The organism is Pseudomonas laurylsulfativorans (assembly GCF_002906155.1).
Lineage (GTDB): Bacteria > Pseudomonadota > Gammaproteobacteria > Pseudomonadales > Pseudomonadaceae > Aquipseudomonas > Aquipseudomonas laurylsulfativorans.
Window position 1 is genome coordinate 158,630 of the sequence record NZ_MUJK01000010.1, and the last position, 12,985, is coordinate 171,614.

General features: G+C 60.6%; 13 protein-coding genes. 2 read left to right on the plus strand and 11 right to left on the minus strand.

Annotation, left to right across the window (positions count from 1 at the left end):
* Positions 1 to 9 precede the first annotated feature (9 nt).
* From dgoD to B0D71_RS24760, 4 genes are all read right to left on the minus strand, one after another.
* Complete coding sequence (dgoD, locus tag B0D71_RS24745) at positions 10 to 1,158, minus strand: galactonate dehydratase (RefSeq protein WP_008047041.1); 1,149 nt, start codon at positions 1,156 to 1,158, stop codon at positions 10 to 12.
* Positions 1,159 to 1,206: 48 nt separating this feature from the next.
* On the minus strand, positions 1,207 to 1,827 hold the full coding sequence (locus tag B0D71_RS24750; RefSeq protein ID WP_103397046.1) for a 2-dehydro-3-deoxy-6-phosphogalactonate aldolase: 621 nt from the start codon (positions 1,825 to 1,827) through the stop codon (positions 1,207 to 1,209).
* 19 nt (positions 1,828 to 1,846) lie between these two features.
* The gene (locus B0D71_RS24755; protein WP_103397047.1) at positions 1,847 to 2,839 is read right to left on the minus strand and encodes a 2-dehydro-3-deoxygalactonokinase; all 993 of its coding nucleotides are present in this window, start codon (positions 2,837 to 2,839) and stop codon (positions 1,847 to 1,849) included.
* Positions 2,840 to 2,982: 143 nt separating this feature from the next.
* On the minus strand, positions 2,983 to 3,465 hold the full coding sequence (locus tag B0D71_RS24760) for a GNAT family N-acetyltransferase (RefSeq protein WP_008047047.1): 483 nt from the start codon (positions 3,463 to 3,465) through the stop codon (positions 2,983 to 2,985).
* Positions 3,466 to 3,788: 323 nt separating this feature from the next.
* On the opposite strand from B0D71_RS24760, the gene B0D71_RS24770 reads away from it, so the two are divergent.
* Together B0D71_RS24770 and B0D71_RS24775 are read left to right on the plus strand one after the other, a co-directional pair.
* Positions 3,789 to 4,994, plus strand: coding sequence for an MFS transporter (locus tag B0D71_RS24770; protein ID WP_103397049.1), 1,206 nt, complete (start codon positions 3,789 to 3,791; stop codon positions 4,992 to 4,994).
* 81 nt (positions 4,995 to 5,075) lie between these two features.
* Positions 5,076 to 5,405 (plus strand): hypothetical protein, encoded by a 330-nt coding sequence (locus B0D71_RS24775; RefSeq protein WP_103397050.1) that lies wholly within the window; start codon positions 5,076 to 5,078, stop codon positions 5,403 to 5,405.
* 272 nt (positions 5,406 to 5,677) lie between these two features.
* On the opposite strand, the gene araH is transcribed toward B0D71_RS24775, so the two are convergent.
* From araH to B0D71_RS24810, 7 genes are all read right to left on the minus strand, one after another.
* Positions 5,678 to 6,646, minus strand: coding sequence for an L-arabinose ABC transporter permease AraH (gene araH / locus B0D71_RS24780; protein WP_103397096.1), 969 nt, complete (start codon positions 6,644 to 6,646; stop codon positions 5,678 to 5,680).
* A gap of 12 nt (positions 6,647 to 6,658) precedes the next feature.
* Complete coding sequence (araG, locus tag B0D71_RS24785) at positions 6,659 to 8,197, minus strand: L-arabinose ABC transporter ATP-binding protein AraG (RefSeq protein WP_103397051.1); 1,539 nt, start codon at positions 8,195 to 8,197, stop codon at positions 6,659 to 6,661.
* 65 nt (positions 8,198 to 8,262) lie between these two features.
* The gene (locus B0D71_RS24790) at positions 8,263 to 9,267 is read right to left on the minus strand and encodes a substrate-binding domain-containing protein (protein WP_103397052.1); all 1,005 of its coding nucleotides are present in this window, start codon (positions 9,265 to 9,267) and stop codon (positions 8,263 to 8,265) included.
* A 142-nt stretch (positions 9,268 to 9,409) separates the two neighbouring features.
* A complete protein-coding gene (locus tag B0D71_RS24795) occupies positions 9,410 to 10,228 on the minus strand; it encodes an SDR family oxidoreductase (protein WP_103397053.1) in 819 nt (272 codons plus the stop codon).
* Between the two features lie 273 nt (positions 10,229 to 10,501).
* A complete protein-coding gene (locus B0D71_RS24800; RefSeq protein ID WP_103397054.1) occupies positions 10,502 to 11,377 on the minus strand; it encodes an SMP-30/gluconolactonase/LRE family protein in 876 nt (291 codons plus the stop codon).
* Between the two features lie 127 nt (positions 11,378 to 11,504).
* The gene (locus B0D71_RS24805) at positions 11,505 to 12,221 is read right to left on the minus strand and encodes a FadR/GntR family transcriptional regulator (RefSeq protein ID WP_103397055.1); all 717 of its coding nucleotides are present in this window, start codon (positions 12,219 to 12,221) and stop codon (positions 11,505 to 11,507) included.
* 193 nt (positions 12,222 to 12,414) lie between these two features.
* Positions 12,415 to 12,975, minus strand: coding sequence for a DUF1285 domain-containing protein (locus B0D71_RS24810; protein WP_103397056.1), 561 nt, complete (start codon positions 12,973 to 12,975; stop codon positions 12,415 to 12,417).
* Positions 12,976 to 12,985 lie beyond the last annotated feature (10 nt).

Sequence of the window (12,985 nt, forward strand, 5' to 3'; positions counted from 1 at the left end):
AGAGATCACTCACCACTCGGCAAAACTGCCGTCGGCATGGCGCCAGATCGGGTTGCGCCAGCGGTGGCCGATGGCGGCGCGTTCGATCACGTATTCCTCGTTGATCTCGATGCCCAGGCCCGGGCCGTTCGGGATCTTCACGAAGCCTTTGTCGTAGTCGAACACCCGCGGGTCTTTGACGTAGTCGAGCAGGTCGTTGCTCTCGTTGTAATGAATGCCCAGGCTCTGCTCCTGAATGAACGCGTTGTAGCAGGCGGCGTCCAGTTGCAGGCAGGCCGCCAGGGCAATCGGACCCAGCGGGCAATGCAGCGCCAGCGCCACGTCGTAGGCTTCGGCCATGTTGGCGATCTTGCGGGTTTCGGTGATGCCGCCGGCGTGGGAAGCATCCGGCTGGATGATGTCGACGTAGCCTTCGCTGAGCACGCGCTTGAAATCCCAACGCGAGAACAGCCGCTCACCCAAAGCAATCGGCGTGCTGGTCAGCGGTGCCAGCTCCTTCAGCGCTTCATAGTTTTCACTGAGCACCGGTTCCTCGATGAACATCAGCTTGTACGGATCAAGCTCCTTCATCAGCACCTTGGCCATGGGCTTGTGCACCCGGCCATGGAAGTCCACACCGATGCCGACGTTCGGGCCGACCGCATCACGCACGGCAGCGACGTTGGCCAGGGCTTGGTCGACCTTGTCGAAGGTGTCGAGGAATTGCAGCTCCTCGGTGCCGTTCATTTTCACCGCGGTGAAACCACGCTCGACCGCTTCTTTCGCCGCACGCGCCGTGTCCGCCGGACGGTCGCCGCCGATCCACGAATACACGCGAATCTTGTCCCGCACCTGACCACCCAGCAGATCGCTGACCGACACGCCCAACGCCTTGCCCTTGATGTCCCACAAGGCCTGGTCGATACCGGCCAGGGCGCTCATGTGGATCGCGCCGCCACGGTAGAAGCCGCCTCGGTACAGCACGGTCCAGATGTCTTCGATGTTGCGTGGGTCCTTGCCGATCAGGTAGTCGGACAACTCTTCAACGGCAGCGGCAACGGTGTGGGCGCGACCTTCGACCACGGGCTCGCCCCAACCGGTCACGCCCTCGTCGGTTTCGACCTTGAGGAAGCACCAGCGCGGCGGAACGATGAAGGTGGTCAGTTTGGTGATTTTCATCTTTTGGCTCTCTTATTAGATGCAGCGCGCTCGGCGCCCAAAGAAGTCTTAGCGAAGGGTTTTCCAGGCCGTGACGTAGGCCTTGGCATTGGCCGCCACTTGCGCAGGCGTCATGCCCGGTTTGAACAGACCGGAGCCGAGGCCGAAACCTTTGACGCCTGCGTCGATAAACACCTGCATGTTGTCCGGCGTGATCCCGCCGACCGGCACGAGAAGGGTTCCGGCCGGCAACACCGCGAGCCAGGCTTTGACGACTGCGGGTCCCATCTGCTCGGCCGGGAACATTTTCAGCACATCCGCGCCTTCAGCCAGTGCCGCGAAGGCTTCGGTCGGTGTAGCGACACCCGGTGACAGGTACAGCCCGGCTGCCTTCGCTGCGCGCAAGACCTTCGGATCGCTGTGGGGCATGACGATCACCTGGCCGCCCGCGGCTTTCACTTGCTCGACCTGTTCCGGTGTCAACACCGTGCCGGCACCGATCAGGCAATCGGCAGGCAAGCTACTGCGCAGGATGCGGATACTTTCGTACGGCTCAGGGGAATTGAGCGGCACTTCAATGACGCGAAATCCGGCGGCGTACAGGACTTCGCCAATGGCGGCGGCTTCCTGTGGACGCAGGCCGCGCAGGATCGCGATCAGGCCGTTTTGCGCCAGCGCTTGTTTGAGCATGTCAGGTCTCCAGGCAGGTTTAACGGGGTGCGGTGGACGTGACCAGGCCGGCGGCGAGCGCCAGTTGCCACAGTCCGCGCTCGGTGGCCTGTTCGGCCAGGGTTACCCGGGCAAAACCGCAGGCATCAAGCGCGCGGCTGTAGCGGGCACAAAGTTGGGTATTACCGATGAGGATGATCGATGGCAGATGCACGCTGTTGCGCCGACGCCGCTGGACATTGGCCAGGGCCGCCAACTCGTGACCGATCAACAGGCCGGACAGGTAATCCGCCTGGGCGGTGTCGCTCAATTCGCCGGTCAGCCCCAGGCTGCGGGCGCTGAACATGGTCGACAGCGGACCGGTTTCACCGTCCGCCGACAGCGCCACCTGCACACCGCGATCAAAGGCGTTGCCATCGAAAGACCCACCACGCTGTTGGGTGCGTCCGAGAATGCTGTGCTCGCTGAGCACGGCAAACACTTCGCCGGTCATGAAGGTATCGAAATGCACGATGCAGCCGTCGGCCACTTCCACCCATTTCGAATGGCTGCCCGGCAGGCCGATCAGCAGATCAGAGCCCGCCCCGCCCGCCAGGTTTTGCAGCACACCGAGCACCTGGGTTTCTTCACCGCGCATCACGTTCGGCAAACGCGAACGCTGGATGACCCCCGGCACGATGTGTACATCGACCCCGCGCAGGCTGCGCACGGTTTGCAAGGAAGTTCCGAGGGTGGCGACGTTTGCCGGCGTGTCGCGGTAGGCCGCTTCGCGCCAGCCCTGGGCGCTGCCGACCATGCCACAGGCAATCACTGGCAAATGCGGCTGGGCATCGAGCCAGTCGCCGCAAGCCTCATCGAAGGCCAGTTCGAAACCATCGGCGCATTCCCGGCCGTCAATGATTCGCGGCGTTTTCGGCAGCTGCATGATCCCCGACGACAGCGAACGCTGTTCGAGCACTTGCCCGCCTTCAGCCAGTTTGTAAGCACGTAATGAGGTTGTCCCCCAGTCGAGCGCGATCAATTGCGCCTGCATCGCTTCACCTGTTTTGGTTTTTGGCAGTGAGTGAGCGGGACTATAAACCTGAGGCGGGTAAAATCTCAATATATAAATATCAATCCCATATTGTGAGAGAAGGCAAAAAAAGCAGCCCGAAGGCTGCGATCTTTTTAGAGCGATCAGTTACCCGCTGCGAAATCCCGCAGCACGGCGCCATCCATCCGATAGCGAACCCACTCCTCCTGCGGTTGCGCCCCCAGGGATTTGTAGAAGTCGATGGCCGGGGTATTCCACTCCAGCACGCTCCACTCGAAACGGCCGCAGTCGTTGGCGCAGGCGATTTTCGCCAGATGCCGCAGCAGGGTCTTGCCCGCACCACCGCCGCGTTGTTCCGGGGTGATGTACAGGTCTTCGAGGTACAGGCAATTGCTGCCCAGCCAAGTGGAATAGCTGAAGAAGAACACCGCGAAACCGATGGGTGCACCGTCGCGCAGGCAGATCAGGCCATGGGCGGTGGCGCCTTCGCTGAAGAGGCTGCGCTCGATATCGGCAACGCTGGCGATGACTTCATGGCGGGCACGTTCGTAGTCGGCCAGTTCAGTGATGAACGCGAGGATTTGCGGTGCGTCACTGGGGGTCGCCGGGCGGATTTCGATCGTCATGGACGTGCCTTGTCAAAAGTGGAAAACGCCATACTAAGTCGGCGCGGTACTTGTGGCGAGGGGGCTTGCCCCCGTTGGGTTGCGCAGCAACCCCATTAAAAACACTGCAGTCTTTCAGGTGTAACGCAATCGCTGAGAAAGGGCCCGCTTCGCAGGCCAACGGGGGCAAGCCCCCTCGCCACAGAAGCAGGATCGCTTCCCCCTGTTCAGCGGCTTTACTCCGGCTAACACTAACCCTGGAATCACTAACCTCGGACCTAACATTCGCGCACTGCGTGGTTAGATAGCGGCGCTGCTCATTTATCCGGTCAAGGAACCGCGTCATGTCTACCGCAACACCTCCTGTTTCAAGCAAATTGTTCGGCCTGTTTTGCCTCGCCAGTTACCTGTTGTCGTTGTCCTATGGCTCGACTTTTTTGCTGTCACTGTTGATCAGCTCGCGCGGTGGCAACGAGCACGACGCCGGCAGCGTGATTTCGGCGGCGATGCTCAGCACCTTTGCGGCAGTGATTGTTTCAGGTCATTTGTCCGACTTGCTCGGTGCCGCCCGATCGGTGGCGCTGTTCGGTGTTTTGCTGGTAGCAGCCAGCCTGGGTTTCGCCCTGACGCCGGGCTTCGGTCATCTGCTGTTGTTTTTCGGCCTGCTGCTGGGCCTGGGCTGGGGCGTGTTCTACACCCTGGGACCGATCATCGTGGCGAGCCTGGTGACGCCTGCACAACGCGCCAAATACTTCGCCCTGCTGTCGGGCAGCATGATGACCGGGATCGGCAGCGGTCCGTTGCTCGGTCGCGCGGCGAGCGCCCTCGGTTATCCGGTGACCGCTGCGTTTTATCTGGCGGCGCTGGCCAGCCTGATCGGTGTGCTGCTGTTCTGGCGCCTGGATCGGCAGTTGAAACAGGCAAACACCCAATCAACCAGCGTATCGCGGATTTCCTGGCGTGCGGCAGGTCAGGTACTGTCCTCCCGGGCCGTTTTCCCGATCATCATGGTCGGTCTCGGCGGCTGTGTGTTCGGCGGTCTGTCGAGCTTTCAAACCAGCTACGCGGCGGCGCGCTCTCTGGACTATTCGTTGTTCTTCCTCGGTTTCATGAGCGCGGCGATCAGTGCGCGCATGTTGATCGCCGGTTACGTGGTCAAACGCGACCCGTTTCGCGCCTCCTGCCTGCTCTCGGGCTTGATGCTGGCATCGATCGTGATGTTCGGTTTTGTCGTCGATAGCGGTTTCACCTACGTACTCGCGGCGGTGATGCTCGGGATCGGTTACGGCCTGACCTACTCGGTGATCAACGGCCTGGCCGCCAATGAAGCGCCACAAGGCACCACCGCGCAATCCTTGCTGCTGTTCAGCCTGTCGTATTTCATCGGCGTGTTCGGCTTCCCGTTGCTGGCTGGGAAAATCATCGTCGAGCAAGGCATGGCCACGCTGTTGCTCACCGTGCTGGTAGTTGCCTCGCTCAACTGGCTGATCACCGTGAGCCGGTTGATCTGGCGTCGGGTGACCACGGCCAAGGCACTGCAGCAAGCCTGAGCCGTTCGTCGCTGACAATGCACCCATCCGGTTCGAGGGCGTACTAATCAGGTAAGGACTCTACCCGTTGGAGACAACACCATGATCCTGTCCAGGTTGACCGCCCTCGCCCTCACTGCCCTGCTGTCCTCTGCCTCCTTCGCCGGGGCCATCGGCTCGAGCACCGGCCCGACCAATCCAGTGGAAAAACCCCGGGCGCCGGCCATCCAGAGTGCCCCGGGCATGAACACCGATGGCACCACGATTGATCAAAACCTCCCTCCCTCCACCGGCACCGATCCACGCACCCAGGGCAATGACATGGGGCGTCAGGGCGGGACGAACCTGCCGGACAAAAAAACGCCCAGCAGTGGTGGCCTCGGTTCGACCACCAGCGGTAGCCCGGGTGATGACGACGGTGGCAGCCAATAGTTGCCAGTTTGAGGACAGAAGCTCGGGCGAAGAATATTGTCGGGATGCACAGGCTGGAACTGACTGAGATCCTGCACAGAGTGGATTAAAGCCAGATCCTGTGCTGAATTTCAGGGCCCAATCGCGAGCAGGCTCGCTCCTACAGGGGACCGCGTTCGCCAGACCAACCCGGTCAACTGTGGGAGCTTGCTCGCGATGAGGCCGGCACATCCAACATCAATGTTGGCTGACAGTCCGCCATCGCGAGCAGGCTCCCACAGGTGTAATGGGTGTCAGCGCTGTTTCAGACGGTCAATGACCACCGCCAACAACAGAATCGAACCGCGGATCACATACTGATAAAACGTATCGATGTTCTTCAGGTTCATCGCGTTCTCGATGATCGCCAGAATCAGCACCCCGGCAATCACGTGCCGGATCATGCCGATCCCGCCACTCAACGACACCCCGCCCAGCACGCAGGCCGAGATCACGGTCAGCTCGAAACCCTGGCCGATCATTGGCTGGCCGGAGGTCATGCGCGAGGCCAGGATCACCCCGGCCAGTGCACCGATCACGCCATGCACGGCGAAGATGATGATCTTGGTCCGATCGACATTCACACCCGCCAGCAACGCCGCTTCCTGGTTGCCGCCAATCGCCATGGTGTTGCGACCGTAGGTGGTGTAGTTCAGCAGCCAACCGAAGAACAGGAAGCAGACGATGGTGATCAGGATCGGTACCGGCACGCCAAACAGTTGGCCATTACCGAACACGAAGAACGATTCCTGGGACACCCCCACCGCTTTGCCGTTGGCGAAAATATAGGCCAGGCCACGCACGATCTGCATGGTCGCCAGCGTGGTGATCAAAGCGTTGACCCGCAACTTGGCGATGACGATGCCGTTGATCAGGCCGACGATCAGCCCCATCACCAGCGCCGCACAGACGCCGAGAAACACGCTGTCGGTGTCGCGCATCACCACTGCCGCGACCACCCCGGCGCAGGCAATCACCGAGCCCACCGACAAGTCGAAATGCCCGGACGCCAGGCAATACAACATGGTGCACGCCGCGATCCCGGTGGTAGAAATCGCCAGGCCCAGCCCGCGCATGTTCAGGGGCGAAAGAAAGTTGTCGATCATCAGGGTACAGAGCACGAAGATTCCGACGGCCGCCAGCAGCATGACCCAATCATCGAGAAAACGCCGCATATCCAGGGGCTTGCGTGTGGTCGGCAGGGTGTTGTTTTGCGTTGTCATCATAGTCACCTCTCAGTTCGCCACGCCGTCGGCGCGTTGGCGCGGCAAAGCCAGTTGCAGCAGGTTGGATTCGTTGGCCTGGTCGCGGCTCAATTCGCCGCGCATCGCGCCTTCACACAACACCAGGATGCGGTCGGAAATACCCATGACTTCCATCAAGTCGCTGGACACCACAATCACCGCGATCCCCTCGGCGGCCAGGTTATGGATGATCTGGTAGATCTCGGCCTTGGCACCGATGTCGATGCCGCGAGTGGGTTCGTCAAGCAGCAGCACCTTCATCGGCATCGACAGCCAGCGGCCGAGAATGGCCTTCTGCTGATTACCGCCGGAAAGAAACTTGATCGGCTGCCCGGCGTGTGGCGTTTTCACCTTGAGCGCCTTGATCTGCTGGTCGGCGTTGTCCTTCTCCCACAGACCACGCAACAGGCAGCCGAAGGTGGAATGGGCGCCGCGTGCGCTGATATTGATGTTCTCGGCGACGCTGGCCAGCGGCAGGATGCCTTCCTTCTTGCGGTCCTCGGGGCACAACAGGATGCCAGCGGCAATCGCGTCCCGGGGTGAACGCAGCTTCAGTTCATGGCCACGAAGTTTCAGCTGTCCGGCGCTGTTGCGCGCCAGGCCACTGAGCAAGCGCAACAACTCGGTGCGACCGGCCCCAACCAGCCCGAACAGCCCGAGGATTTCGCCTTTGTGCACCTCGAAACTCACCGGCTCTCGCAACCCCGGCCCGAGCAGGCCATCGACCTTGAGCGCCACCGCACCGCGCTGGCGCGGGCGGTAATCGTAGATGTCCTGGATATCGCGCCCGACCATGCAGGTGACCAGTTGATCGTGGGTCAGCTGGCTCATGTCGTCGAACGTGCGCACATAGCGCCCATCCTTGAACACCGTCACCGCGTCGCAGATGCGGAACACTTCTTCCATGCGATGAGAGACATAGAGCACCACTTTGCCCTCGTCGCGCAGCCGGCCGATGATCGCCATCAAGCGCTCGATCTCTCGCGCCGAAAGGCTGCTGGTGGGTTCGTCGAAGGCAATCACATGGGCGCCACGGGACAACGCCTTGGCGATTTCCACCAGTTGCCGCTGACCGAGGGACAGGCGCCCGACTTTCTCTTGCGGATCGATTTCATCGGCCAGGCCCTTGAGACAGGCCAGTGCCTGCTGACGCAAGGTGCCGCGATTGATCAGGCCGAAACTGGCCGGCAGATGCCCGAGAAACAGGTTCTCCGCCACGGTCATTTCCGGAACCAGATGCAGCTCCTGGTGGATCACCGCGACGCCACTGCCGATGCTGTCGGCGGTGGACTTGAAGTCCATCGTCTGCTCACCGATCTGCAAGGCACCGCTGCTGGGTATGTAGGCCCCACCGAGGATCTTCAGCAGCGTCGACTTGCCCGCACCGTTCTCGCCCATCAAGGCATGAACCTGCCCGGGATGGGCGACGAAGCTGATGTTGTCCAGCGCCTTAACCCCGGGAAAGGTCTTGCCAATCCCGTTGAAGCGCAAGCTGCCGCTGTGTTGTTGTGTATTTGTTTGTGCGTGCATAACCCACCTCTTCACACCGATCAGGCAGCCCCGTCGGTGGGGCCGCCGCTGAAATCAAACGGCCGTCAGTTCCACAGGCCGATCTTTTCCAGCTCCTGCTTGAAGTTGTCGCGGGTGATCAGCGTCACGTCGTCCATAGCCGTGAATTTCGCAGGTTCTTTGCCGGTGGTGACCCACTCGTACATCATGCTGGCGGTGTTGTAGCCCTCGATGTGCGGGCTCGGCAGCATCGAGCCATAGAAACCGCTATCGGGTTTCTTCAGCTCGCCGATGGCGTCGGTACCGTTGATACCGATGCCGATCACATTGGCCGCAGCGAAACCCGCGCTCTCGGTGGCGCGCACTCCGCCGAGCACAGTGTTGTCGTTCATGCCGCCGATGATCAGGTTCTTCGCCGCCCCCGGCAGTTTCACCAGGGCCGAGTTGGTGGCATCCATGCTGCCGGGTACGTCGAGAGTCTTCAGAGCCGAGAACAGGATGTGGTCCTTAGGCATGCCGGCGTCTTCCAGCGCTTTTACCGAACCGTCGGTGCGCTTCTTGCCGGTGTCGAGTTCGTTGTAGGTGTTGATTACCGCGTAGGTGTCTTTCCAGTCCCAGCCACGCTTCTTCGCTTCGGTGGCCATGGCGTTGCCCTGCTTCTGGCCGACTTCGAAAGCAGCCATGCCAAGGTACGGCACGTCTTCCATGAACTTGCCGCTGGCATCGACGAAACGGTCATCGACCGCAATCACTTTCAACCCGTTGAGTTTGGCCTTGGCCATGATCGCCGGGCCGAGGGACACGTCCGGCGGGCAGATCACGAAACCCTTGGCACCGTTGGCCGCGAGGCTGTCGATGGCCGAAAGGGTTTTCTCACCGTCCGGCACGGCGATCTTGATCAGGGTGAAGCCCTTCTCTTTCCCAGCCTTTTCGGCAAAGGCCCATTCGGTCTGGAACCAGGGTTCTTCCGCTTGCTTGACCAGGAAACCGATTTTCACTTCCTCGGCCGCCAGCAGCGTGCTGCTCAGGCTGACCGCCGAGACCGCCAACGCGGCACAGCACAGGGAACGGATAGCATGACGACGATTCATAAGCTGACTCCTTGTTATTGTTCTTGAGCGTTCTTTGAAAGCGTTCTTCGTAAACCAACGGGCGGTAAAGCCTTACTACCAATAGTCATATCGTATGATGATTGGATTTCAGACGTAGTAATTCGCTTGAAAGCCCGATCACTCAGTCGTGGTACATCACCGAGCGCCCGCCATCGATAGTGATGCACGAGGCATTGATGAACGGCGCTTCATCGCTGGCCAGGAACACGGCGGTCATTGCCACTTCGATCGGCTGGCCGATGCGGCGCGGCGGGTGCAGGTCAAACGCGCGCTGGCGTTCGGCGTGAGGGTCGGCGAAACCGTTCCAATAATCGATGTTGATCTGGGTTTCGATGTAGCCCGGCGCGATGGCATTGACCCGAACACCCTTGGCCGCATATTCGATGCCCAGCGCGCGGGTCAGGCCGAGCAGGCCATGCTTGGCCACCGGGTACGGGAAGCAACCCGGAATGATGTGGCTGGAATGGGTGGACGCGATATTGATGATGCTGCCGATGCCCTGCTCGACCATCTGCGGCAGCACTGCCTTGCAGCCGTACCACGCACCGTCCAGGTCAATGGCAAAACAGCGACGCCAGTCTTCCTCGGTCATTTCCAAGGGATCACGGAACACGTTGACCCCGGCGCAGTTGACCAGCACATCGATCCGGCCATGCAGGTCGATTGCCAGCCTGGCCATGGCGTGCAGATCCTGCTGACGCGACACGTCGGCCTTGATCGCCACTACATCGGCACCTTTGTCTCGCCAGTGCGCTGCGACTTTCTCGACTTTCTCGACCTGAATGTCGCTGATGATCAACTTGGCTTGCTGGGACGCGAAGGCCGCCACAATCGCTTCGCCAATGCCCTGGGCGGCACCGGTCAGCAACACGACCTTGTTTTTCAGACGCTCGCCCTTCGGGGGCTCAGGTACGGGTGGCAATGACAGTGGTTCAGCCATGGATCAAGACTCCTGTTCGAAAACACGACGAAAACCGGGCATCTGTCGATGTCCGGTCAAAAGGCGTTGAGGAAGAAACAGATGAAGGCGCAAACGTTTCAGCTCGGAAACGGTCTGAGGCACTGTCTCCGCAAGGGAGCATGGGGGAACTTCGCTGCATCACTTCACCTGTTTTGTTTTTTTAAGTGTGAGTGCATGTACCTGGTGAGGCCGACTATAAACCCGGCCCGAGGCAAATCTCAATATATATATTTACATCCCATATTTAGGGATTTATCCAACGAAGCGCGTGCAATGCTTTCCAGGTACATCCACCGGAATCGACAACACGGCCCCGTCCAACGGATGCCCCAGTGGACTTGCCGCACTGGTGATGTACAGGGTTTTCAGGTCTGCACCGCCGAACACGCAACTGGTGGGACGACTGATCGGCAGTTCAATGATCCGATCGACTTTGCCATCCGGGTTCAACCTGAGCAGGCAGCTGCCATCCCAACGGGCATTCCAAATAAAACCTTCGGCATCCATTGCCGAACCGTCCGGGCCGCCACGCCCGTGCGGCCCCAACCAGACTTGCGGCGCATCGAGGGCTCCGTCGGTACGGATGAAATGTCGATACAGGGTACCGTCGAGGCTGTCGCCGAAGTAAACGCTGGTGGCGTCATCGCTCCACAACAGCGTGTTGGGAATGCCCAGGTTGCGCAGCAATGGCACGACCCGTCCGCCGCGATCGATGCGAAACAGTCCACCCGAGCGTCGGACGATGGGCAGGTCTTCGCCGTGTTCTCCGATATTGTTTTGCATGGTGCCGAGCCAGAGCCGGCCCTGGGCATCGCAGCGGGCTTCGTTGGGGCGGTTGCCCGGTTGCGGATCGGCCACGCAGAGCAAAGTCAGGCGCGGTTCCAGGCCTGGAGAGTCGAGATCTAGGCGATACACGCCGCTGCTCAATGTCACCAGCGCGTCGCCGCTTTCACAAGGGATGAAGGCCGACACATGCTCCGGCATCTGCCAGATCTGTACGTTGGCGCCGATCAAGCGCAACGCCTGTTTACCCGCGATATCCACCCAATACAATGCCTGGGTCGGCGCATCCCAGAACGGACCTTCGCCCAGTTCCGCCCGATGCCCGGTAACCGCCGTCAACGCCATGAAACCTCCTGCATTGTTCTTGTTTTTATTGTGTAGGAGCTAGCTTGCTAGCGATGGTGTGCCAGTGGACCTCGTGGCAGCTGATACGCCATCGCGAGCAGGCTCGCTCCTACAGTGATTCGAGTTGTCAGCTGGCTTTTCTATCGGCCATGACTTGCGGGTAGTAACGTTTGATCGCCAGGTCGGCGTTATCGATCAGGGTCATGCAGGCCCAGACACCCCGGGCGGTATCACGGGCCGCGATTGCCTGGGCCAGGTCCCGGTGAATCGGCAAGGTGCGACGCAGTTCATCCGGGTCGGCGGCGGACACTTCAAAGGCCACCGCCAGCAACGCGCCGAGGGCGGGAACCATTTGCTCGATGAATTGATTGTGGCTGGCAGCGAGAATGCACTCGTGGAAGAACTGGTCAGCACGGTTGTAATCGATGCCACTGTCCACCGCCCGCTCCAGCGCGTTGCAGGCCAGCAGGATCGCGTCCACCTGTTCGCCGGTTGCACGCTCGCAGGCCCAGCGCACGGCCATCGGTTCGATGGTGCGGCGCAGGTCGAGCAGATCGTCGACGAAGTTTTCCGGCAAGCCGCTGCGTGACAACCAGCCGACGACTTGTGGATCGAAGAGGTTCCAGCGTCGCACCGGCAACACCCGCGTGCCGACTTTCGGCCCGACCTCGAGCATGCCTTTGGCAACGAGGGTCTTGATCGCTTCACGAATGACCGTGCGGCTCACGCCGAGCTGTTCACCGAGCTCGGCTTCGACCTTGAGTGACTCACCCGGTTTGACCTGCCCCGTGGCGAGCCAGCATCCCAGCCAGTCGACGGTCGAAGCATGAAAGCTGCTGGACATGGACACCTCAAAGCCGTTCGCGATGGAAGCTCACGCTAATCATCATACGATTGAGTGTCAATTTGATTTTATTGAATACACAGAAACTACTGTGGGAGCGAGCCTGCTCGCGAAGACGGGGTCATGTCCAATGCAGATGTCGACTGACCCAGCGCTTTCGCGAGCAGGCTCGCTCCCACAGTATTGTTATGCGTCAGGGCTCGAGGCCGATGGGGAAGAACTCGCCGCCACTCCATACACCCAGCCAGCGCTGGCCGTCGATCTCGCGACTCACCGCCAGCTCCACCAATTGATAGAACACATTGCGGTGAATCAACGCTTCGAGGTTGCTGCGCACATGCACGTAAGGGGCTGGCTCCTGCGTTACCGGGTCGATGACCACACGCAGCGGATGCTCGGCACCGGCCTCGGCGGTTTCATCGACGTTGGTGGTAAAGCGCAACACCTGCGCCTCGCCCTCGCCTTCCACGTCCACCGCAATTGCCACGAACGGCGCATCGTCGACCTTGATGCCGACTTTTTCGACCGGCGTGATCAGGAAATAATCATCGCCATCGCGGCGGATGATGGTGGAGAACAGCTTGACCATCGGCTTGCGCCCGATCGGCGTGCCCAGGTAATACCAGGTGCCGTCGCGGGCAATGCGCATATCGATGTCGCCGCAGAAATCTGGATTCCACAGGTGCACCGGCGGCAAGCCTTTGGTCTTGGGGATTTGCCCCAGCAGGTCGTTGGCTTTTTGCGGGCCACTCATGGCGTTCTCC

Bases quoted from the DNA above. Each gene is read 5' to 3' on its own strand.
- dgoD (WP_008047041.1), bottom strand. From the start codon at position 1,158: ATGAAAATCACCAAACTGACCACCTTCATCGTTCCGCCGCGCTGGTGC.
- B0D71_RS24750 (WP_103397046.1), bottom strand. From the start codon at position 1,827: ATGCTCAAACAAGCGCTGGCGCAAAACGGCCTGATCGCGATCCTGCGC.
- B0D71_RS24755 (WP_103397047.1), bottom strand. From the start codon at position 2,839: ATGCAGGCGCAATTGATCGCGCTCGACTGGGGGACAACCTCATTACGT.
- B0D71_RS24760 (WP_008047047.1), bottom strand. From the start codon at position 3,465: ATGACGATCGAAATCCGCCCGGCGACCCCCAGTGACGCACCGCAAATC.
- B0D71_RS24770 (WP_103397049.1), top strand. From the start codon at position 3,789: ATGTCTACCGCAACACCTCCTGTTTCAAGCAAATTGTTCGGCCTGTTT.
- B0D71_RS24775 (WP_103397050.1), top strand. From the start codon at position 5,076: ATGATCCTGTCCAGGTTGACCGCCCTCGCCCTCACTGCCCTGCTGTCC.
- araH (WP_103397096.1), bottom strand. From the start codon at position 6,646: ATGACAACGCAAAACAACACCCTGCCGACCACACGCAAGCCCCTGGAT.
- araG (WP_103397051.1), bottom strand. From the start codon at position 8,197: ATGCACGCACAAACAAATACACAACAACACAGCGGCAGCTTGCGCTTC.
- B0D71_RS24790 (WP_103397052.1), bottom strand. From the start codon at position 9,267: ATGAATCGTCGTCATGCTATCCGTTCCCTGTGCTGTGCCGCGTTGGCG.
- B0D71_RS24795 (WP_103397053.1), bottom strand. From the start codon at position 10,228: ATGGCTGAACCACTGTCATTGCCACCCGTACCTGAGCCCCCGAAGGGC.
- B0D71_RS24800 (WP_103397054.1), bottom strand. From the start codon at position 11,377: ATGGCGTTGACGGCGGTTACCGGGCATCGGGCGGAACTGGGCGAAGGT.
- B0D71_RS24805 (WP_103397055.1), bottom strand. From the start codon at position 12,221: ATGTCCAGCAGCTTTCATGCTTCGACCGTCGACTGGCTGGGATGCTGG.
- B0D71_RS24810 (WP_103397056.1), bottom strand. From the start codon at position 12,975: ATGAGTGGCCCGCAAAAAGCCAACGACCTGCTGGGGCAAATCCCCAAG.